Source organism: Pseudomonadota bacterium (assembly GCA_026388275.1).
Lineage (GTDB): Bacteria > Desulfobacterota > Syntrophorhabdia > Syntrophorhabdales > Syntrophorhabdaceae > JAPLKB01.
In genome coordinates this window covers 113,482-134,435 of record JAPLKB010000020.1, presented here as the reverse complement: position 1 = coordinate 134,435, position 20,954 = coordinate 113,482, and the positions used below count along the sequence as shown (strand labels likewise).

The 20,954-nt window shown below is 41.6% G+C and carries 21 protein-coding genes and 1 pseudogene; 8 read left to right on the top strand and 14 right to left on the bottom strand.

Going from position 1 to position 20,954, the window contains the following annotated elements; all coding sequences use genetic code 11:
* Positions 1 to 312: 312 nt before the first annotated feature.
* From NT010_05935 to NT010_05910, 6 genes are all read right to left on the bottom strand, one after another.
* Positions 313 to 1,377, bottom strand: coding sequence for a PEP/pyruvate-binding domain-containing protein (locus NT010_05935; protein ID MCX5805596.1), 1,065 nt, complete (start codon positions 1,375 to 1,377; stop codon positions 313 to 315).
* A 103-nt stretch (positions 1,378 to 1,480) separates the two neighbouring features.
* Positions 1,481 to 3,319, bottom strand: coding sequence for a PEP-utilizing enzyme (locus NT010_05930; protein ID MCX5805595.1), 1,839 nt, complete (start codon positions 3,317 to 3,319; stop codon positions 1,481 to 1,483).
* A 551-nt stretch (positions 3,320 to 3,870) separates the two neighbouring features.
* On the bottom strand, positions 3,871 to 5,475 hold the full coding sequence (locus NT010_05925) for a Na/Pi cotransporter family protein (GenBank protein ID MCX5805594.1): 1,605 nt from the start codon (positions 5,473 to 5,475) through the stop codon (positions 3,871 to 3,873).
* An 86-nt stretch (positions 5,476 to 5,561) separates the two neighbouring features.
* Positions 5,562 to 5,912 carry a methionine--tRNA ligase subunit beta gene (metG, locus tag NT010_05920; GenBank protein MCX5805593.1) on the bottom strand — a complete coding sequence of 117 codons (351 nt, stop codon included), beginning with the start codon at positions 5,910 to 5,912 and terminating at the stop codon, positions 5,562 to 5,564.
* A 59-nt stretch (positions 5,913 to 5,971) separates the two neighbouring features.
* Entirely contained in the window at positions 5,972 to 6,592 is a 621-nt protein-coding gene (locus NT010_05915; GenBank protein ID MCX5805592.1) for a fumarylacetoacetate hydrolase family protein, read from the bottom strand.
* Positions 6,593 to 6,606: 14 nt separating this feature from the next.
* A complete protein-coding gene (locus tag NT010_05910) occupies positions 6,607 to 7,128 on the bottom strand; it encodes a methylated-DNA--[protein]-cysteine S-methyltransferase (GenBank protein MCX5805591.1) in 522 nt (173 codons plus the stop codon).
* 98 nt (positions 7,129 to 7,226) lie between these two features.
* On the opposite strand from NT010_05910, the gene NT010_05905 reads away from it, so the two are divergent.
* The 7 genes from NT010_05905 (at position 7,227) to NT010_05875 (ending at position 14,860) form a co-directional block, all read left to right on the top strand.
* Positions 7,227 to 7,991: an MBL fold metallo-hydrolase gene (locus tag NT010_05905; protein ID MCX5805590.1), complete on the top strand. Its 765-nt coding sequence runs from the start codon at positions 7,227 to 7,229 to the stop codon at positions 7,989 to 7,991.
* Positions 7,992 to 8,457: 466 nt separating this feature from the next.
* Positions 8,458 to 8,874 carry a nickel-responsive transcriptional regulator NikR gene (gene nikR / locus NT010_05900; GenBank protein MCX5805589.1) on the top strand — a complete coding sequence of 139 codons (417 nt, stop codon included), beginning with the start codon at positions 8,458 to 8,460 and terminating at the stop codon, positions 8,872 to 8,874.
* Between the two features lie 373 nt (positions 8,875 to 9,247).
* A complete protein-coding gene (locus NT010_05895; GenBank protein MCX5805588.1) occupies positions 9,248 to 11,359 on the top strand; it encodes a TonB-dependent receptor in 2,112 nt (703 codons plus the stop codon).
* A 28-nt stretch (positions 11,360 to 11,387) separates the two neighbouring features.
* A complete protein-coding gene (locus NT010_05890; protein MCX5805587.1) occupies positions 11,388 to 12,098 on the top strand; it encodes a radical SAM protein in 711 nt (236 codons plus the stop codon).
* On the top strand, positions 12,095 to 13,471 hold the full coding sequence (locus tag NT010_05885; GenBank protein ID MCX5805586.1) for an ABC transporter ATP-binding protein: 1,377 nt from the start codon (positions 12,095 to 12,097) through the stop codon (positions 13,469 to 13,471). The genes NT010_05890 and NT010_05885 overlap by 4 nt, the downstream gene beginning before the upstream one ends.
* Complete coding sequence (locus NT010_05880; protein ID MCX5805585.1) at positions 13,455 to 14,255, top strand: energy-coupling factor transporter transmembrane component T; 801 nt, start codon at positions 13,455 to 13,457, stop codon at positions 14,253 to 14,255. The genes NT010_05885 and NT010_05880 overlap by 17 nt, the downstream gene beginning before the upstream one ends.
* Positions 14,240 to 14,860, top strand: a complete 621-nt coding sequence (locus tag NT010_05875) for a hypothetical protein (protein MCX5805584.1) — start codon at positions 14,240 to 14,242, stop codon at positions 14,858 to 14,860. The genes NT010_05880 and NT010_05875 overlap by 16 nt, the downstream gene beginning before the upstream one ends.
* 331 nt (positions 14,861 to 15,191) lie before the next feature.
* On the opposite strand, the gene NT010_05870 is transcribed toward NT010_05875, so the two are convergent.
* From NT010_05870 to NT010_05860, 3 genes and pseudogenes are all read right to left on the bottom strand, one after another.
* A complete protein-coding gene (locus NT010_05870; protein ID MCX5805583.1) occupies positions 15,192 to 15,479 on the bottom strand; it encodes a hypothetical protein in 288 nt (95 codons plus the stop codon).
* 165 nt (positions 15,480 to 15,644) lie between these two features.
* Complete coding sequence (locus NT010_05865; GenBank protein MCX5805582.1) at positions 15,645 to 16,136, bottom strand: ParB/RepB/Spo0J family partition protein; 492 nt, start codon at positions 16,134 to 16,136, stop codon at positions 15,645 to 15,647.
* A gap of 51 nt (positions 16,137 to 16,187) precedes the next feature.
* A pseudogene (locus NT010_05860) lies at positions 16,188 to 16,546 on the bottom strand (four helix bundle protein).
* Positions 16,547 to 16,868: 322 nt separating this feature from the next.
* Here NT010_05860 and NT010_05855 point away from each other — a divergent pair.
* Positions 16,869 to 17,033, top strand: a complete 165-nt coding sequence (locus NT010_05855; GenBank protein ID MCX5805581.1) for a hypothetical protein — start codon at positions 16,869 to 16,871, stop codon at positions 17,031 to 17,033.
* A 413-nt stretch (positions 17,034 to 17,446) separates the two neighbouring features.
* On the opposite strand, the gene NT010_05850 is transcribed toward NT010_05855, so the two are convergent.
* From NT010_05850 to NT010_05830, 5 genes are all read right to left on the bottom strand, one after another.
* The gene (locus NT010_05850; GenBank protein ID MCX5805580.1) at positions 17,447 to 18,340 is read right to left on the bottom strand and encodes an ATP-binding protein; all 894 of its coding nucleotides are present in this window, start codon (positions 18,338 to 18,340) and stop codon (positions 17,447 to 17,449) included.
* Positions 18,341 to 18,376: 36 nt separating this feature from the next.
* Positions 18,377 to 18,826: a hypothetical protein gene (locus NT010_05845; protein MCX5805579.1), complete on the bottom strand. Its 450-nt coding sequence runs from the start codon at positions 18,824 to 18,826 to the stop codon at positions 18,377 to 18,379.
* A gap of 90 nt (positions 18,827 to 18,916) precedes the next feature.
* The gene (locus NT010_05840) at positions 18,917 to 19,690 is read right to left on the bottom strand and encodes an inositol monophosphatase family protein (protein ID MCX5805578.1); all 774 of its coding nucleotides are present in this window, start codon (positions 19,688 to 19,690) and stop codon (positions 18,917 to 18,919) included.
* An 88-nt stretch (positions 19,691 to 19,778) separates the two neighbouring features.
* Entirely contained in the window at positions 19,779 to 20,219 is a 441-nt protein-coding gene (locus NT010_05835; protein MCX5805577.1) for a thioesterase family protein, read from the bottom strand.
* 420 nt (positions 20,220 to 20,639) lie between these two features.
* Positions 20,640 to 20,840 carry a cold-shock protein gene (locus NT010_05830; GenBank protein MCX5805576.1) on the bottom strand — a complete coding sequence of 67 codons (201 nt, stop codon included), beginning with the start codon at positions 20,838 to 20,840 and terminating at the stop codon, positions 20,640 to 20,642.
* Positions 20,841 to 20,954 lie beyond the last annotated feature (114 nt).

The following is a 20,954-nucleotide window of genomic DNA, read 5'->3' as shown; positions in this document are numbered from 1 at the left end:
AGGCACATTGCCAACTCACCGGCCCAGGGAATAAATGTCTCCGGCTTAAACCAGATTATAATTCCAAAGGCAAGAAACAATACAACAATTAACCCCAAAAATCCCAGTAAAGGCTGCTTAACTTCTCCTTTCTGATTCATAATAACAAACCCCCTTTATTTTTTTTGTGCATCTCAGCCTAAATTAAATGTAACCATCACCCTCTTCTATATTTAATCTTTTTATAACTTAAATATATAGCCATTCGTGATGAAAGAATCCACATCACAAAAGAATATCCGTTTTTATATTAACTCCCCTTCCCCTAAGTAGCTATTTCAGCTTTACTCCGGTAAGCATTACTCCCAGCAAACGCTCCATCGGGTCTTTCGCCACTTCTGTTTTCGGAGCAACCTCTTTCTTGCTCCAAACAGATTCCGGTCTTACCTGAAGGATAATAATGTTATGTGGGAAAGGAATATCCGCATCAACACCAAATTCAATATCATATGCCTTGCCATAATATTTCTCAATCAGTTTCCCTACTCTGGCAAGTTCTTTAACTTCTTCCATGCTCAGGCAGTTCACCCTTCTTTTCTCTTCAGGCACTTCCGTCTGCACGATATCGCTGGCATTTTCCCTGTAGACACACTGTATTTCTTTACTGCCCTTTATGATTTTTATAATATCCAGCGTAATCTTATCAATTAGATATGTATCCGGTGTAACCAATCCGCTTACAACAGCTTCGCCAAGGCCGTAACTTGCATCTATGGAAATTTTTGACATATCACCGTTGATCGGGTTTATTGTAAAAATTATTCCCGATACCCTTGAGTTAACCATCTTCGGGATTCCTGCTCCAATATTAAAGAGAAACTCCATACCCTTGTTCATTCTGTACATGATTGCTTCAGTATTATAGGCGCTTGACCAGCATTTTTTTACATAGTCTATAAGGTCTTTGTCGCCGCATATATTTAGATAGGTCTCCATCTGGCCCGGCATTGATGCTGCGCCGCTGCTACGCACTGCTACAGGTAAGTTATTGCCGTACTTCTCACACATTTTATGGTAATCGCTAAGAATCACATCACCGATAACCGCCGGCATCTCTGCGCTCTCAATCAATTCCATTGCTATCTTACTTGCTTCCTGTGCCTTTTCCAATGGCACCTGAGCATTAGGCGGGTTTATCAAACTGCTGATTTTTTCTTTAATACCCGTCATAATAAGATACTGGTCATTTGCATGGACAGTAACAGCAAAACCTGGAGAAATAGGAATGCCTGCCTTTAGCATTTCACCAAGATTTGCATTCTTTTTCCCGACAAGGTTGAAGTCATTACCTTCCAACTCATCATAACCTAAGGTGAATCTTTTTTCTTTCTCTAACATAACTCTTACCTCCATATTTTAACCTGAAATTTAAGCCGGCTGCAGATGACCTGCAGCCGGCTCCTGAAAAATAAGGAGTTGAAACAATCTTTCCGTGAGTTATTTATGCTCTTTCGAGTATTGTTACCAACCCCGTATCGCCATCCATTTTTATTAAATCACCTGTCTTTATAAGCTGTGTACCTTTGCCTGTACCGACGACTGTAGGCAACCCATACTCCCTGCATACAATAGCAGCATGGCACATTGGCCCGCCCACGTCGGTTATAGCACCGGCGATTGTTACAAAGCAAGGCGCCCAACTTGGCGAGGTAGTTTTACAAACAAGTATCTCACCTTTTTGAAGGTCTGCAAGCTGATCAGGATTGTTCAAAACCCTTGCCTTTCCTTGAACAACGCCGGAAGAGCCGGGTGAACCCTGTATTTCATTAGCTGCTGTTGCTCCTGCTTCCCCACCTGACAACCAAGACGTCAGCGTGCTGTTTGTAACACCCCAGAGTACGATTGTAAAAGGCTCTGTTACAACATCAGGAGGCGTACCAAGCGCGGCCGGCGGTGTCCATTCCGTAAATTTCTTATATACTTCTTTTCTCCAGGCAACTTCTTTAGGCCAGTAGGATGGTCCTCTCGACTTTACACCTGTAGTCCATCCTGTAACCATATCCCACAATGCATCTTTAATTTCATTGCGTTTTAAGAAATACATATCCCCAGCTTCTTTAAAGAAACCTGCACGCTGAAGTATCTCACTGACCTGGCGTGTCTTCTGCCAGAACAAAGTATGGAACCAGTGTTCAACGTAGAAGTTGTGGTCTTCAGCATAGGGAAGTACGAGACGAGCTAAACCGAGGCCCTGATCAAAGGCGTCTCTGTCTGCATCGGTCTTAAGCAGAGCCCTGTATTCAGTGGCAATTCTGTCTCTTTCCTCGAGTATCTGGGCTGTCGGTCTTCCAATCTCCTTACCTTCCTTTAAGGTCCTGATATTTGTCTTAATGGCGTTAAAAGGTACATTGAGATTGTCATTCCAGCTTGTTTCAGTATGGAACCAGCCGGTGCCTGTTGATATATGGAACCACGGGTATCTTGCCTTTTCCAGTTCTGCGAGCCACTCTTTGCCTGTTGCATGCTGTGCAAGTTCTTTCATCAACTCATCAGCCTTCAAAGGTTTCATAAAGGTATCATCAATGCCGAGCTGAATTGCAAATTTGGCAAGCCTGATAAGCTCCGCATCAGGTTTGAAAAGGATGGGGTCAAATCCCGCCGACATCTTCACGAGGGTAGCTATGGGGATACCCGGGAAAAGCTGATCTCCTGTGGCAAAGAAAGTAACCTGTGCAGCATAGGCCAGGTTAAGGAACTCAAAATGGTACTGCCAGCATAAAAGACCAATATCAATAAGTTCATCCCACGCTTTCAGGAGCTTGTAACCGCTTCCTATTCCAATTCCTTCCTTGATGATACTTATATCTTCCATGACAGGCAGGTCTGTAAAATTCATTGCTTCCAGTTTGTCGATGACAACACCCATCTTCTTCTTCCAGTTTTCATACAGGCCGTCCCAGTTCTGGAAATAAAACCCGGCACGTTCCATGAAAAGCGGTACCCTTTTCCCGATTTCCTCAGGATCAGGTACACCTACAGGGCTGATGTACACGTAACCGTTTACAATCCTGTGATCAATGCCCAGCGCAGGTGGAATAAGCCAGTGACGGGTATTGTACTGCGAGAGTGCCATTGACCATGCTTCATCCCATATCAGATCGAACGGATAGTGAGGAATGGGATAGTGCAATCCGTCATAGAACCAGATCTGGCTGCTTTCAAAGGCAGCCCTCTCCGGGTCATCTTTGGAGAACGGATATTGATAGGGATACATCCTTTCCCAGCCTTCCGTACCTGGGATTGTCGGAACATCATGTGGATCCATAAACTTGTTTGCCATAAGCTTCTTCCTCCCTTTGTTTTTTAAAAAACCTCTAAAGTCTGAACCATTTCAACTCATTGAAACACTCAACACACTGTAGTTCACGACTTAAGCAGTTTCTTACAAATTTTGTTTCTCTTTTTCAGAGTGATTTCTCTGAAATCTTTAATATTCATAAGACACCCGATTCCAATAAACCCTTAGCGGCAACCCCCTGCAATATATTTTAACCCGCTATGAATTTTATTCCAATCGTCCGTCGTTTTGATATGACCAAATCCTTTTATGGTATAATTTTATGGTATAAAAATATTTTAATTATTTATATCAAAATATTATATCACAATATATAAATAATTTGATGAAAATAACTTTTTCTTTTCTTATATGCTGTTATATAAAACATTATCTCATTAACAAAGCAAATGAGAATAAACATATCGAAAAAAACTAAATATTACCAAGATGTACATTTTAAATTATGTTGTTTGTATTGTCTGCATTTTATATCATGCACTTTTTATGTCAATTCATTTGTTCTTATACCATATCAGCATAACTTATATAAATTATGTTTCTTTCTCCAATCCAACCATTCGTTCCGCTATAATCTTACAGTGATAGGATATCCTTTCAAGGTTTAATAATATATCGACAAAAATTGGTCCGGCCTCTGCTCGACAAACTTTTTGATAAAATCTCTCCAAGTGTTGTTCTGTTGCTTTTTTAACAGAAAAGTCAACCTTATCGTTTCTATCAAGGATTGCTCTTATAATTCCTTCGTCCCTTTTTTCAAGTAAAAATGATGTATCCTCAAGATTCTCCATAATCAGTTTTTCTATCTGTTCGAGCTCTTCCAATGCCGCATCAGAAAATATCGCTTTACGCGCGCGTTTTGATTCGGCAAGCTCAACGATGTTTGTTGAACGGTCGCCTACCCTTTCAATTTCATACACAATCGTTGAAAAGGCAAAAAGTTTTTTCGTTAATGCCTGCGATAGCTGCCCGCATGAAATATTCCATAAATACTGTGTTGTTTCTGCCTGCAGATTGTCAACAACCATTTCGATATACATAATATCCCTTTTTTTCGTTTCGCTGAATTTTGTTAACAAGCATATACTTTCTTCCAGCATCCTTCTGGTAAGCATAATTTCTCTTATCAATTCCTTTTTCACGCAAAAAAGCGCATCCTTTGCACTGGTCAGATATTTCGTGTCAAGAAACTCCGGCCAGAGGGGCAATGTACCGTCTGTTCCCGGGATAATCTTCTCAATGAGAGCAGAAAATGGTTTAAGGATAAAGATGAAAATTGCAACAGTAAAAAAATTAAAAGTAAAGTGGCCGACGGCGATCTGCTGGGCAGTACTGGAAGAAAAATGCTTTAAGAAGATAATAAAAACCGGTAACAAAAACAGGCAAACAAAAACACTGATACACTTAAATAAAAGGTGTGAAACAGCGCTTCTTTTGCCGTTAATATTGCCGGCAATAGAACCCATGAGGGCTGTCACGGTTGTACCGATATTTGCTCCAAGCACGATTGGTATTGCATTTTCAATACTCACCAATCCTTGCTGACTCATAATAATCAGAATACTGATAGGGATTGCTGAGGCATGAACAATACTGGTAAAAACGATGCCGATTCCAACCCCGATCAGCGGGTTTTTTGTTTCATAAAAAAAATCGATAAATGCTTTGCTGTTTTTAAGGGGTAATGTTGCATCTCCGGTTAAACTCAATCCGAAAAAAATAAGACCGAAATAAATGAGTCCCTCTCCTGTCTGTTTCAGTTTTTCTTTCCCGAAAAGTAAAAACATTCCGCCAAAAAAAATTATGACAGGTGCCACAGAGGTTACATTCCAAACAACAAGCTGTGCTGTAAGGGTTGTTCCGATATCGGCGCCGAGGATTATACCAAGAGAATTATAGAAACTGATTAAACCCGCGCTTACGATTCCTATAGTAAGCAGGGTGGTAGCCGAACTACTCTGGAAAAGGACCGTCGTCAATATACCCATACATACGCCGTATATAGGTTTTCTGACAGATACCTTTATGTATTCCCTCATTCTAACGCTGAAAAGCTGCTGCATCAGTGAACTCAGCTTTATCATCCCGAAGAGGAAAAAGGATAAGCCGGTAACAAATATAAAAAGGCTGTTGATCATATTCTGTACCCCGTTTCACAGCTCACAGACAGCACTCTTTGTTTTTTTTCAGACTATGAAACATGGACATGGACTGCGAAAAGTTTTTACGATATTCTGGCACCGTTTATCATATCTTTATCCAATGTCAAAAGGACTACGGATGATTTGTCCTCATTTGATGCCGCAAGGAGCATACCATGAGAAATAATACCTCTCAATTTACGAGGTTCCAGATTTGCAACGACTGCTATCTTCTTTCCTACCAACTCTTCTTTTGTATAATACAACTTAATGCCTGCAACTATGGTTCGTTCATCCCCCATATCTATGGTAATCTTATAAAGCCTGTCCGCACCTTCAACGTCTTCGCAGGCTTTAATTTCTGCTACTCTCAGATCCATCTTTTGAAAATCATCAAAAGTTATATTGTCCATGTTTTTACTCCTTTTTTTAATGTATCAGATCAAATGCACCCCGGAACTCGTTAAATAGTTATATATTGAATTGAAAATTATCACTCTCTTCGGATAATTGTGTTCCTCAGAATCCCGATTCCCTCTATTTCAACTTCCACTATATCCCCTGCTTCGATTGATCCAACTCCCGGAGGTGTCCCTGTAATTATAACATCACCCGGCAGCAATGTCATAATTCCTGATACAAAGGAAACAAGTTCAAAGACATTAAAGATCATTTTTTTTGTATTTGAGCGCTGCCTTTCGACGCCGTTAACCCTGGTGCAGATGTCCAGGTTAGTTGGGTCCACATTTGAAACTATTCCAGGACCAAGAGGGCAGAATGTATCGAACGATTTTGCACGTGTCCACTGGCCGTCCTCCCTCTGCAAATCCCTTGCAGTAACATCGTTGGCGCAGGTATAACCTGCAATATGGCGGGGGGCATCCTGGATGGAGACGTTTCTTGTTTTACCTTCTATGATCAATGCAAGTTCACCCTCGTAGTGGACTTCCCTGCTTTGCGGGGGATAAACAATTGCCTCCCCGTTCTGAATCACAGCAGTCGGAGGCTTCATAAATATTAAAGGGTATTTCGGGATAGACATCTTCAGTTCCTCTGCATGATCATAATAATTAAGTCCGATAGCTATAATTTTTGACGGATGAAACAAAATCATACCTCCATTTGGATTCAGCGTTTTTTGTTTGGGGAATATCTTGTCCCCTCTTTGGCAAGGAGCTTTTCTTTTATCTTCACACCCATGGAGAACCCTCCGATGGAACCATCTTCACGGATAACCCTGTGGCATGGTATAACAATCGGGACAGGGTTTCTACTCACTGCCTGACCTACGGCACGGCCGGCATTTTTGTAGCCCAGTATTTTGCCTATGCGGCTATAGCTTGCAACTTCCCCGTATGGAATCTTCCTCAATTCTTCCAGCACTTTTCTGGTAAATTCACCAAGGTGGGAGATATCAACTTCAACATCAAAATCAATCCGCTCTCCTTTCAGGTATCTGTCAAGGAGTTTGCATAGATTATGAAATGATTCGGAAGATTCAATGCCATCAGGATAGCGTGCTGTGAGGGATTTTCTTATCTTGTAAACATCATCGTTTTTTATATCAAGCTCGATTATCCGACCATTTTTAGAAATAAGCACAATATTGCCCAAAGATGAATCAAAAACTGCATAACGTATCAAATCCAATTTGACATGCCCTCTAAAAAAAGTTTTATTATTTCTCTGTAAACAAACATTATACCTAAAACATTTCTTTGATTTTTATATCATGAGGGCGGCATACAATGGAAGGATTTATTAAGTTTCTTGGAACAGGCGGCGCACGGTTCGTTGCAATGAAGCAGATACGGTCAACAGGTGGACTCTGGCTGCACTACAAGGATACAAATCTTTATATTGACCCCGGTCCAGGAGCGATTGTCAAAATACATGGATCAAAAGAACGCTTCGATCCTCTCGATCTTGACGGCATAATACTATCTCATAAGCATCTGGATCACTCTAACGATGTGAATATTTTGATCGAGGCAATGACAAACGGGGGCTTTAAAAAGAAGGGGGTACTTTTTTGTCCTGATGACGCTATCAATGAAGACCCTGTGGTTTTGAAATATTTAATGACATACCTCGAAGATATTGTCTTTCTGAAAGAAAAACAGAACTATACCATAAAAGATATAGCCTTCAGTACATCTGTAAGACACATTCACCCTGTTGAGACATACGGCATCATATTTCATCTGAACAAAACAATCGGTTTGATAACCGATACAAGGTTTTTTGACGCACTTCCCGATCATTATCAGGCAGACATCCTCATCATCAATGTACTCAGGTCAAAACCTTTTGAAAAGCAGCATACCGTTGATCACCTTGCAATAGACAATGTTGCGGAGATTATTGGACGTATCAAACCTGAAATTGCCATTATGACACATTTCGGCATGAACATGATTATGGATAAACCTTATCTTTTGGCAGAAAAGCTTAAAAAGGAAACAGGTATAAACGTAATTGCAGCCTATGACGGGATGAAGCTGGAATTCTAATCTCTGCGAATAAATTCCCCATAAGCAAGCTGCGCGGTTTTTGCCTTAGAAGCAAGCTTCGCGGTTGTTGCCTTAAATACAGCACTTCTCACACTTCATGCTTCGCAGTTTCTGCTTTGTGTATTGAGAACTTCCTGCGATCAATAGATTCGATAAAATAAGAAAGACACTCGCTTTCAAATACAAACCTTTACATCAGGTCCCCGCATGGATTTGTTGATAACCGTATGTAATGTGCAGAGCCCCGGCAGATTTTTTCTGTTTCTGCAGAATACGGCTGTATTCCTGTTGTCGTGTGTTTAGCGCTTATTCTCACCGTACAACATTGTAAGTAGCAATCAATATCCCAAAAAAGATGTTATTCATCAGGGTTTTTTACACACAAGTAGCTATCAATGCGTTTTATATTTTACATTTTCGATGTACTGTGCTACTTATTTTATATTAATACTACTTGGGGAAAATCATGTCTGACTTATTCAGGTTTGGAGTATCTTTAGAAAAGAAACTGCTCGAAAAGTTTGATACCCTTATTAGGGAGAAAAACTACAACAACCGTTCCGAGGCATTTCGGGATATGATACGGCAAGAGTTGATAAAAAAGGAATGGCTCCAGGGGAATGAAGTGGCAGGTGCAATAACACTCATATACGACCATCACAAAAAAGACCTTCTGAACAAGATCACCGACATACAGCATGATTACCAGAAACTGATTATATGTACCCAACATATTCATCTGGACCATGACAATTGCTTGGAAATTCTCGCTGTAAAAGGAAGCCCACGTGATGTCCAGGTCCTTGCCGATACGCTCAAATCTATCAAAGGCGTCAAGCATGGGACATTGAGCATGTCCAGCACAGGGGAGAGAATTGAGTAGTAATATTTTTTTATCATATCGTGGCACATAATTACTAAACGTGGCACTGGCTATTATCCAAATGTTTAGAAAAGATGCCGGCACTGGCAGGGAGTTTTTTCTTTTCATACTTCTCCTTACTGCTGTTATTGCCATAAATGACTATTATTTGATTTTAAGAAAAGGAGGTGAAGCGCGCTAAGACGGACAGACAATAACCTTGGCAGGATGTCTGTTCGCCTTGATGTATTTGGCAACTCCACCTCCATGTTCATAATACCATGAAGGGAGGTGAAAAAAAAGAGGAGGTTCAACGAGAATGTTAAGGAAGCAATTATTCTTATATGTAATAGCTTTATTATTTACCGTTACAACTGCTTTTGCTGAGGAAAAAATGAAAACGACCATCAAAGACAAAAAGATATTTAAACTTGATGAGATTGTAGTAACAGCCACGAGAACGGAAAAAGATATTTCTGAAGCGCCTGCATCTACAAGCGTGGTGACTAAAGCTGAGGTTGAGGAAAGAAACATTCAGGCTATCGACCAAGCAGCAAATGAACTCCCTGGCGTTTTCGAAAGACGTGGCAAGGGGATTATGGACACCCAGGCAGCCATAACCTTAAGAGGCATGCCCGGACAACAACGGACATTAGTCATGCTTGACGGCATTTCCCTCAACAGGGCCTACGACGGCACGGTTACATTCGGCGGTATCGCCCCGGAAAATCTGGAAAGAGTTGAAGTTGTAAGAGGCCCTTCGTCAAGCCTTTACGGCGGCTATGCCATGGGTGGCGTCGTCAATTTCATCACAAAGATGCCTGAAAAACAGGAGATCACATTGAAGGGCGGCTACGGCTCAGATGATCTCTGGACTGCCTACGGCTCCTACGGTGATAAATTCGCAAACAAGGTAAGTACCTTTTTCAGCTATGGTTACCGGAGCACGAGAGGCGATATTACCGATTATGTTGTAACAACTACTAAACCTGCAGCCGCCTTTTCAGGCTGGAGCCCCACAACTAACCGAGCCGGGCAAACCGCCTATCTTGCCGGTGACAAGGGACGAAACGGCTGGTGGGACGAGAACATTACAGCCAAGGTTGCTTATGATGTAACGCCCTCCTCGCGAATTACCCTGTCATTTATGAGAAATCTATATGAATATAATTATGGCACACCGAACACTTGCGTATATAACAACGGACGACCTGCGTTCAGCGGCTTCGGGGGTTTATCGGAATCTTCATTCATAGGTTATCCGGGCGGCAAGAGCCAGGATATTTACAAAATCGGGTATGAAACAGAAGTGTCAGATGCAAAAGTAAAATTTCTTGCAGCCTACAATAGAGGATATAGCTGGTATAATGCATCGTTTAGCACCACAGCGACAAAGCTTGGCGGGGGATCAGGCACTGAGGGTGTGAGCCCTTCCGGGTCATGGGACGTGGACATTCAGGTTACGAAGCCTTTTTTGCAAAAACATCTTATTACTGTCGGCGGTGCTTATCGATACGACTGGGCTTTCAGTAAGTCATATAACCTGACCTACTGGAAAGACGAAAATTCATTTAACGGGTTTACCAGAAATGCAGGTGGAAAGGATATGACCTATGCTCTTTTTGCCCAGGCGGAGATCCATCCTATAGATAAACTCACAGCTTACCTCGGCTTCCGGGAAGACTGGTGGATGGGTTTTGACGGTTATTCAAATTCGGTGGGCATTAATTTACAACATTACTCCCACAACTCTGTCTCTTCCTTCAACCCCAAAGGTTCTCTGGTCTACACCCCATTCAAGGACACGGTGTTGCGTGCTTCTGTTGGCAAAGCCTTCAGGGCGCCTACACTTTATGAACTATACGGATCATATACAACAACAGGCGGGATAACGTACGCGGGGAACCCTAATCTGAAGCCCGAAACTGTTGTGTCATGGGACATTGGAGCAGAGCAGCAGCTCTGGAAGGGGGTTATGTTCAAAACGAGCTATTTCCAGAGTTATATAGACGACCTGATCTATAGCAGAACACTTTCAGCAACGCTTACGGACAAGATTAACGTAGGCAGGGCAAAGATACGCGGGGTGGAATTGGGGTTTGAACAGAAATTCGACATGGGGCTTAAATTATTTACAAACTACACGTGGAATGATGCGAGGGTAGACAGGTGCAGTATCAAACCACAAATCGAGGGGAAGAGACTTACCTATGTGCCCTCTCAGATGTTTAATATCGGAGGGACTTTTGTCTACAAATCCTTGACCACAAGTTTTACCGGGCGATATGTGGGTAAGAGATACCAGGACGACGACAACAGCGACAGGGCAAACGGTGTCTATTTATCCTATGATCCTTTTTTCACAGCCGACGCAAAGGTGTCCTATCAGGTGGCCTCTCTAGCGACAATTTCCTTATCAGTGGACAACATTTTCGACAAGAACTATTTTAGCTCTTATCAGGCACCGGGAAGAAAATGGTATGGAGGATTGACATTAAAATTTTAAAACAAGAAACAGTATCGGAGGTATTCACGTGAATATTCATCGCATAACCTATAACCCGGTAGCACGTTCATGCAGCCTCTATTTCATAGGATGCAATTTCCGTTGTATCGGGTGTTACTGGAAAAAGATATACCCTAAGGTTAATTTCAAAGAACTGAAACTGTTGAACCTGGAAAATGTTATGAAAATACTCAAATCCGTGTCACCCAAAAAGGTTATCATTATCAGTGGTGACCCTGTGGAAAATTACGAATTTTCTGTCCTCCCGAAGGCTCTCCATGATGAATTCCAGTGCGAGGTACGCCTTATGACAAACGGACATGTTCTGCCGGGGCTTGAAGGATTATCGCATGTCTCCCTATCAATTAAGGCATTCGATGATGATCTCCATAAACATTACACAGGCAAGTCCAACAAGACACCTTTGAACAATTTTAAATTTCTATATGAAAACGGCATCGAGCTTTCATCGTCAAGCGTATTTATCCCGGACGTTATAGACAAAGAAGAAATAAGGAAGATCGGTAAGTTTATCGGAAGCATAGATAAGGATATCCCGTATAGAGTCATCGGCTATATGCCGGTAGACGGTCTTCCATACCGTAAACCAGCATATGAAGAGATTAAAGGGGCAGCAGGTTCAATTAATGGTAGCCTTAATAATGTTGTCTTTTCAGATCCTAAATCACAGGATTATACAGGCATTACCGACCTTTTTACCAACAATCTGAAACGATGATAAGAATTAGAGACTTTACCTATACATACCCGGAGGCCGGCAGCCCCGCTCTTGAAAACATCAACCTTGATATCATGGAAGGCGAGCTTGTTTTGCTCATTGGCCCAACCGGTTCAGGCAAGTCAACCTTTCTCTACTGTCTTAATGGGCTCATACCACATATCTTTGCTGGTGATATGCATGGGGACATCAGAATAAAGGGGCTGCCGCCCAAAGAAACCTCGGTGTTAGAGATGGCGAAGACCGTAGGCACCGTGTTTCAGAACCCGGAAAGTCAGATATTTATGCTAAAGGTCGAGGACGACGTTGCCTTCGGCTGCGAAAACCTTATGATGCCCAGAGAGGAGGTGTTATCAAGAAGAGATACTGCCCTGAGAGACATGGGGCTCGTGGATGTGAGGCATTCAAATACAAACACCCTTTCAGGAGGAATGAAACAAAGACTGGCCATAAGTTCCATATATGCAATGGCCCCGAAGGTATTTCTCTTTGATGAGCCCACTACTGATCTTGATGCAAAGGGAAGAAGGGAATTCATCGAAATTATTTGTAAATTAAAACAAATGGGGCACACCATATTGCTTGCGGAGCACCGTTATAAAGACCTCCTGCCTTTGGCTGACAGGGTAATTTCTTTTTATAAGGGGCAGATCTTTCATAGCTTGAAATCTGGCAGCCCTTTCAATCCGGAGATAAAACAAAAGAAATGTAATATGTGCACCACCCTTGATGTAGAACTGGAAGATGTCGCTTTCTCTTATGACCGGAAGGGAAAGAGAAATGTTCTGGAAAACATCAGTATAAACATTAAAAGGGGTGAGTTGGTTGCAGTCAGCGGCGATAACGGTTCCGGTAAAACAACGCTACTAAAAATCATGGCAGGCATTTTAAGACCGGACACTGGAAGGGTGAGGGTTTTAGAGTGTGACAGTCCTACCATAGAGGATGTTGTAGGCAGAGTCGGCTTCCTTTTTCAAAATCCGGATGAACAACTTTTCACCAATTCAGTTGAAGAAGAACTCATATTTGGTTCCAAACAACTGGGGAAGAACATCGATGTGGATCAATATCTCAGTAAAACTAACCTTGGCGCAGCGAGGAGGCGACACCCGCAAAGCCTGTCCAGGGGACAAAGGCAGTTCCTTGCCGTTTTTTCTGTACTGGCAATGGAGCCACAGGTCTTGCTTCTTGACGAGCCGACAACCGGCCTGGACAATGAAAGCTGGCACAACCTCTTTGGTATTCTCCGTGAACTCTCAAATAACAACAATACAGTGATTTTCACGACACATCATGAGAAAGCAAAACAGTATGCAGACAGATTGATAACGATTGACCAGGGCAGGATTGCAGGCAGTGAAATATCTCGATAAAAAAACGGTTTTCCATTACCTTGACCCCCGGACAAAAATACTTCTGAGTATAGGGTGTGCATGCATGATTGTCATACTCAATTCACCCCTGAGCCTTTTTCTGCTCTTTCTTGTGGTTTTTGCCTTTTTCCTCGGTATGGGACCACCTTTATCCTATATAAAAGCTGCCCTCAAGATCATTGTAATAGCTTTCCTTGCAACTATGATTTCTCAGGGTTTTTTCTATTACTTCGAGCCGAGAACTCCTTTGCTGATATTGCTGAATAAAGATTCTGGCCCCATAGGCAGGTTTACCGGGGGTATAGCCATTTACAAAGAAGGTTTGGCATACGGGATGATACAGTCCATGAGACTTTTCTCGGCGACTCTCATGAGCATGGTTGTTGTTATGAGCACATATCCGTCAGACCTTGTACTGGGTTTAAAGAAACTCGGGGTACCCGAAAAGATCGGTTTTATGCTTACGGTAAGTATCCGGTTTCTCCCGGTCCTGACAGAAGAAGCAAAAAGAATAATGATCGCCCAGAAATTGCGGGGATTGAGATTAAAAGGGATGAGGGGAAATTTCAAAGGGTTTCGTTATCTTGTCATGCCCTTGATAATAGACAGTTTGCGGCAGGCAAGGAGGATCGCTCTTGCTGCAGAGGTACGGGGATATACGGGCAAAAGGACAGAGGTCAGAGAACTTAAGTTTGCACATCTCGATGGCGCACTATTGCTGGTGGCTGTCGTAATACTGGCGATAGCAATTAAATACCGGTTTAATTTATGGATATCTTTTTAATTTCAGTTATTCTTATCTCTATTTTTGCTTTTATGGTTTTTTGCATAGGTTTTAAGCACAGACTAATCCATGCCTTCAATACACACGACTTAATAACAATTGCACTGTTTTGCAGCCTTCTCTATGTGGCGGGGCTTCCGTTTAAATTTGGGTTAAGCAGGGTGCCTTTTATCCATGCCTTTGCTTATTCTATACCTTTCACGGCGGTCCTCTTTATCGGAATACGGATTGTCCCGAAAATGGGCACAGCCACATTGATTATTTTCGGGCACAGCTTATTATCTCAACTCATATCACGGGGTATTAATCCTCTCTGGTGGCCCTATGCCTTACTTGCCGGATTGGTGATGGAAATATACTTTATCATGACAGGGGGTTACCTGGAGAGCAAACTGAATGCACTTTTTGCAGGCTGTTTGAGAGGACTTGCGATGTATCTTTACTTCTACCTTGTCTCTGCGCCGTATATCTGGCATATCCATTATGCGCCCTGGTATGTTTCGATGCAGACATTACAGGGGATTGCAGGCTCAGGCCTAGGTGCGCTTATCGGTTTTGCTTTGAGCAAGCCTATCATCAAGGCCTACCGCCACAGCGGAATATAGGTTGTGAGGAGTTTAACCAAAAAAGCATTGATTTCAAGTGGCAATAGTAGGCTTGTGTTGACTGTAAAACCTAAACAGTTGTAAGTGGCTTTAATAATTGATAACTTTAGCTTTCATACTGATCATTCGCGTGTATAACGGGATGAAAGCTGCTGCATGAACACACCAACCTCAAATCTCGACTTCAATAAATAATTCTCAGATTCACAGAAAAGGCCATATACTCACTTTGTACGTGTTATAAAAAACCATACCGGCAATGCCGGAAGAGACACATTTCTATTGATAATCCTTGCCTTTCATGGAACAGCAAAGCAGCTTGCATTAATCCTCACACTTGTGGAACAGGTTTTTTCACCGGTTTTATTGGCACAATCTCAGAGGCAGTCTCAATCTGTTGTTCTATCGAAGCAAGGAAAGCCTTAAGTCCTTCAGCAAGTGTTTGAAGATCATTTTTTGTGTACATCCCGGTCTTTTTCTCAAAATATGCCTTTGCGGCCTCTATGCTTGCAACCTTTATTTTCATTGGTATGGGTTTCTGGTATGTTGATTCTGGTTTTCTTCTTTTGTATGCGGTAAGCATTTTCTCTAATTTAACATTGGTTACAGATATCTCCATTATTTCATCAAATATGGTAAAAAAGTCAGGACTTCCAAGGTTAGCGGCAAAGAGATATCCCTGGGAAACAGGAAGTTTTCCACTGGAAATTACGTCTTGTATTTTAGGAACCAGTTTTAAGAGTGATATTACGTTGAACAGCGTCTTTATTGACTTTCCGGAGATTTATATTATGGTGTCCACTGTGGACACCACCGCGTTTGAGAGGGTTTCGGGCTTCCGGTTATACTTCACTAACTCGCTCATCACCCCATCCAGATTATAATTTTTGTCAGGATGTTTTGCCTGAATGAAAGATAATATTCCCTTTGCCTGATCTATGGGATTTAAGTCTTCTCTCTGGAGATTTTCTGTCAATTGGATGGCCAGTATTTCATCCCTTTGCATGACTGTATTAACAATTCTTGCCGGGATTGTTTCCATACCGAGTTTTTGGGCGGCTAAATAACGGCGTTCTCCACAGAGGAGCAGATACTTGTCGCCTTTTTGAGTTACAAGTACAGGCTCTAATACACCCTTGTCTTTAATTGATAACATAAGGGCTTTAAATGACTCGCTTGTTGTGTCTACGGCTGAACGAATCTGTTCTTCCACTATAATGCTTCCAAGAGGCAAGTACAGAAATTCCGGGCTTTCCACTGTTTTCTTTGTTGCCATAATTACCCCCCTTATTATTTTAGTGAATAGTCGTTAGTGAACAGTGAACAGTTAAAGACATTTTATTAATCCGGTAATCATTTTATTTATTTCGTTTATATCAGCTTGAATATACTTGTTTTTATCTTTCTTCAAAAAATCCAATTCCTCAGAAAGTAGCACCTGAGTCTCCAGTTCTGCTAATGACCCGAGTGCTATATACAAAAATGCTTATACTCCTTGTTATACCTTCTCATGAAACCTTCGGCTATGTTTGAAGGTACTGACACAGCAGATCTCCGCATCTGACTTATTATTCCGTAAGTCTCTTTTGCAGGGAAAGAATCTGTTTCTTGATAAATAACCTTTGCTAATTCCATACTATTTTGCCATATCTTCAAATCCTTGAAATTTTTAATCTTATCTTCCACTTTTTACTATTCACTAAATACTATTCACTATTCACTGCTTTTTATGATTTAGCTTAAGATGCCCCGACCTATGATGTGTTTACAAAGATGCGCTTTAATTTACAAACATGTATTGTAATTGATACACTATTTCAAATAATATTTTCAAGAATATTTTGAATAAAAATACAAAATATTTACAAACTTTTATCCGGCCTTTCTACGTGAACTCTGTGATCTCTGTGAAAGACAAATGCTTTTGTAGTTTTCCTCAAGGCTTGGATATTATAATAGATATTGTCAAAATCTGAATGAAAAATTGATAAGAAGGTTGAGTAAAGATATGCCCTTACAAGTCATAGAGGTAACAGGAAGTATGGGAAATGAAGAAATCCTTCTTCATTTCCGCCTGATTCACATAAACGTGTATGTGAATCAGGCTTGGGTGGTCAGCGGCATGGCAGGGATGTTTCAGATTCGGATGGGCTGTGAGCCTTGCAGGCCGTAATCGTACTGAATGTACGATGGAGGACCGCAAGTCGAAGCAGAGCGCCGAAGATGAATATCCCAATCATGCCGCTGACCGACCAGGAGAAAAGAGCTAATAAATACTCAAGAAACAAAACAATATGATGATAACTTTTGACAATACCGTTTCAGTGAACAGTCATAACCTATCTACTGCCTTAGCCACTATTCACTATTCACTATTCACTGTTCACTGTCTTTAATCCCCCTTGACGATGTCATGGAAGGAACTATAAATGACTTATTCCATTTCTAAATCAAGGCGCTATCATCGTTGGCTTCGTCATCGTCTCCTCCGACGTACCATTGCTGTACGCCTACGTCCGGGTACCCGCTTGCGGGTGTTCCCTTGCCGCCTTGATTGCCCCGCAAGCTGAAGCGGGGTAAGTCATTTCATCCTTGATTTAGAAATGGAATTATTGGCAGCATAATTTTAAAAATGCTGCCCTGCCCTGCTGTACTTTCAACTTCAATCTTGCCATTGTTTGCCTCAACAAGCCTCTTGCAAAGGGAAAGTCCGAGCCCTGTGCCCTCTCCTTTTTTCTTCGTGGTAAAAAAAGGCTCAAAAATCTTATCCAGATGTTCCGGGCTGATACCTGTCCCCTGGTCAGCAACAGAAATATAAATATAATTGCCGGCACTCCCTGTTTTTATGCGTATATCCCCGCCATCCGGCATCGCCTGGGCTGCATTCATTACGATATTCACAAGAGACTGCTGAATATGTATCCTGTCCATTTCAATCTGCGGCAGGGTCTCATCTTTTTCAACAAAAAGTGCAACGTTTTTAAACCTTGTCAAATGATGCTCTAAAAACAGCACTGTATCATCTACAATTCCATTTATATCGGCCGGCTCAACTTTGGGCTCATCCATTCTTGAAAATTCCAGCAACTTCGCCAGCACATTCGATAGCCTTCCGGATTCTTTATCAATCAAACCGGCATATTCCTTTATCTTGTCCCCATCTTCCGCCTTCTCTATCCTCTTTGCAAACCCCTGTATTGAAATGAGCGGGTTTTTTATTTCATGAGCAATAGAACCGGCAAGTTCTCCCAGTGTAGAAAGTTTGTTCGCTCTTCTGAACTCATCCTCGAAAGCCTTGATCCTTTCATCTCTGTTCCTGATTTCCTTCAGTTTTTCATTCAAAGCCTTATAAACATCATTCAACTCTGTAATATTTGCCTCAAGAAGCATGCTTCTTGTCTGCGACAGGCTTTTCGACTCTTCTATTTCTATCTCAAGCCCCATTAATCTTCTCTTAAGTTGTTCCAGTTCATTTGCCATATTTTTTTGACCTGTCAAAAAATAATCCGGGAAGCCCTAATATATAAATACCTCAAATTCACAGTATTTATATCCCGTTGACCAGCTTTTTGTCTGGGTTGATTTGGCCTTTTTGCCGTATATTTTTTCCATCAGTCCCGCAATGATGCCGCTCTCCATATCGCAGAACATCTCGCCGGTATTATCAAAACCGGCGCAGGTAATACACTCGTAAAGCTTCACAACTATATGATCTTCGTCAACAGCCTCTACTTCCGGTATGCCTATTTTTAATTCCTTTATTCTGTCTTTAAATTCGGCAAGATCACCGGCGCCGATCAGTTTCCCTACATGCTTTCCCATCATATAGAGTGTTCCCCCCGAGCTTTCACCCAGAATACTCCGCATACCGATAATTCGCAAAATTCTGAAAAGAGTCAACGGGACTTCATTGCCGAGTTCCGGTCTTACAATGTGTTTAAGGTCTTCAACGGTATATTCTTTCATGTACCCACCTTTTTGTACTGATATTACATTATATTAAATTTTCAAGTACGTTTTGATGACCGGCAATACATAACCGCGCAACACCCAAAATCATTTCCCATTCAGAACCATCACCATGCCCTCATGGAGGAAACCATTAGATGCAACTACCGTTTCTTTATAAACACTGAATTCATTACCCTCAAGGTTCGTCACTGTACCGCCTGCCTCGTTTATTAACAGAGAGCCTGCAGCCATATCCCAGGAATTAAGGGTCAGTTCCCAAAAAGCATCAAATCTCCCGCAGGCCACATAACAGAGATTGAGTGCGGCTGATCCATCCCTTCTGATTGCTTGAGCTTTGAAAAGAAAATTTATGAAATGATCAATATTGTTCCTTTCAGTTGTGGCTATATTGTACGGGAAACCTGTACTTAATAAGGCCTGCTTCAAATCATGGACAGATGACACCTGTATTGTTTCGCCATTCAGATATGCCCCTGTTCCTTTTCTGCTGAAAAACAACTCGTTAAATATGGGATTATAAACTACCCCGAGCGTAATTTGTCCATCCTCTTCGTAGGCAATTGAAGTACAAAAAAATGGATACCCGTGGGCATAATTTGTTGTGCCGTCAAGAGGATCTATAATCCATCTGTTCTTCTTCCCGTTGAAATTGTTCTTTTTTTCTTCGCTTATAATATCATCATCGGGGAATGCCGCTTTTATGAGCTCGATAATTCTTCCCTGGCAGGCCATGTCCACATCAGTGACAAGATCTATCTCCCCTTTGTGGCGAACATTTATACTTTTTTCAAAATATTTTCGCTGAATTTTTCCGGATTCAAAAGCACAATGCATTGCAAAGTTGAGTACTTCATCCATACGCTCTATTGTACACAATATAATAGAAGGTTTTCAATGATAAACATCCTTTACCTTCCGCCTGCTCCCATGTCGGCACAAGATATATTTATTTTTGAATTCCCTGTTCTGCCAGGGCTTTCAGGAACGCTTCCGGTACCGGGGCAACCCTTCTTGAAGCATAGTTGAATGTAGTAATGCCTGTTTCCACCAGGGCAACAACAATCTGCCCCTTTTTTAGACGATGAAACAACCGAAAGCTGCTTCGGCTTATTTCCCCGACATGTGTATCGATCATGAGTTCATCAAACATGAATGCTTCGGATTTGTAGTTTACTGCCAGGTCCGACATTATTACGCCTGTCTTCCCGTCGCCAAGATCTCCCTCGCTAAGACTTAGCGAGTGAAGCATATTAACCCGCGCCATACCAACAAGAGAAACAAGGGCATCATTGCCCAGGTGCCCTCCATAGTTAATGTCACGTGGCCCAAGTGTTACTGTATAATTAAATGCATAATCATTTAGTTCATTCAATTTTATCCGTGGCATCGCAATACCCCTTCTGATTTATTTTCTTAAATTGCATCACTTCCTTTTGTCTACCACTTCCAGGTTGAAAGTGTCAAAAAAAATGAATATCGGCCTGTCATATAGACTGTTTTTTTCTGGATTTATCAGGAACAAATGAAATATGGAAATGAACCTCCACGCAGCAAGCTGCGAGGTATCAGAGGAATGGGGAACATGATTATTCCCCTCACCCTGCCCTCTCCCTCAAGGGGCGAGGGAAAGTAGTAATCCTGCAGCAAGCTGCAGGGAATGATTTGGATTGAAAAGATAGAAAAATAACCGGTTTTTGCCGGAATTATTTGAAATATTTTGTATTATGGAGAGTTTTTATTGAATTGATATTAATGATAAAGTTTTTAAAAAAAGAAGGCCCGGATAACCGGGCCTTCTTTGGTAGGCTTAGCCTTTTGTTACATTTGACGCAGCAGGGCCCTTAGGACCACTTACTACATCAAAAGTTACTGATTCGCCTTCAGCCAGTGATTTAAAACCACTGTCCTGAATGGATGAATAGTGAACAAATACATCCGCGCCGTCATCTTTGGTAATAAAACCAAAACCTTTTGACTCATTAAACCATTTCACAGTTCCTTTTGCCATATCGACTTACCTCCTTTTTAGAATGTGGAAGAATACGGAACTGTGTTACGAAGGGACTACAAAAAATAATTTCTGCGGTTACAACTAACAAATACTTCCGAAACTCCAAGTCTA

Coding starts and splice junctions, on each gene's coding strand:
- NT010_05925 (MCX5805594.1), bottom strand. CDS start 5,475: ATGATCAACAGCCTTTTTATATTTGTTACCGGCTTATCCTTTTTCCTC.
- NT010_05835 (MCX5805577.1), bottom strand. CDS start 20,219: ATGCCACGGATAAAATTGAATGAACTAAATGATTATGCATTTAATTAT.
- NT010_05935 (MCX5805596.1), bottom strand. CDS start 1,377: ATGTTAGAGAAAGAAAAAAGATTCACCTTAGGTTATGATGAGTTGGAA.
- NT010_05915 (MCX5805592.1), bottom strand. CDS start 6,592: ATGATTTTGTTTCATCCGTCAAAAATTATAGCTATCGGACTTAATTAT.
- NT010_05905 (MCX5805590.1), top strand. CDS start 7,227: ATGGAAGGATTTATTAAGTTTCTTGGAACAGGCGGCGCACGGTTCGTT.
- NT010_05895 (MCX5805588.1), top strand. CDS start 9,248: ATGAAAACGACCATCAAAGACAAAAAGATATTTAAACTTGATGAGATT.
- NT010_05855 (MCX5805581.1), top strand. CDS start 16,869: ATGCCCTTACAAGTCATAGAGGTAACAGGAAGTATGGGAAATGAAGAA.
- NT010_05930 (MCX5805595.1), bottom strand. CDS start 3,319: ATGGCAAACAAGTTTATGGATCCACATGATGTTCCGACAATCCCAGGT.
- NT010_05885 (MCX5805586.1), top strand. CDS start 12,095: ATGATAAGAATTAGAGACTTTACCTATACATACCCGGAGGCCGGCAGC.
- NT010_05840 (MCX5805578.1), bottom strand. CDS start 19,690: ATGGATGAAGTACTCAACTTTGCAATGCATTGTGCTTTTGAATCCGGA.
- NT010_05830 (MCX5805576.1), bottom strand. CDS start 20,840: ATGGCAAAAGGAACTGTGAAATGGTTTAATGAGTCAAAAGGTTTTGGT.
- nikR (MCX5805589.1), top strand. CDS start 8,458: ATGTCTGACTTATTCAGGTTTGGAGTATCTTTAGAAAAGAAACTGCTC.
- NT010_05850 (MCX5805580.1), bottom strand. CDS start 18,340: ATGGCAAATGAACTGGAACAACTTAAGAGAAGATTAATGGGGCTTGAG.
- NT010_05870 (MCX5805583.1), bottom strand. CDS start 15,479: ATGGAGATATCTGTAACCAATGTTAAATTAGAGAAAATGCTTACCGCA.
- NT010_05845 (MCX5805579.1), bottom strand. CDS start 18,826: ATGAAAGAATATACCGTTGAAGACCTTAAACACATTGTAAGACCGGAA.
- NT010_05875 (MCX5805584.1), top strand. CDS start 14,240: ATGGATATCTTTTTAATTTCAGTTATTCTTATCTCTATTTTTGCTTTT.
- NT010_05865 (MCX5805582.1), bottom strand. CDS start 16,136: ATGGCAACAAAGAAAACAGTGGAAAGCCCGGAATTTCTGTACTTGCCT.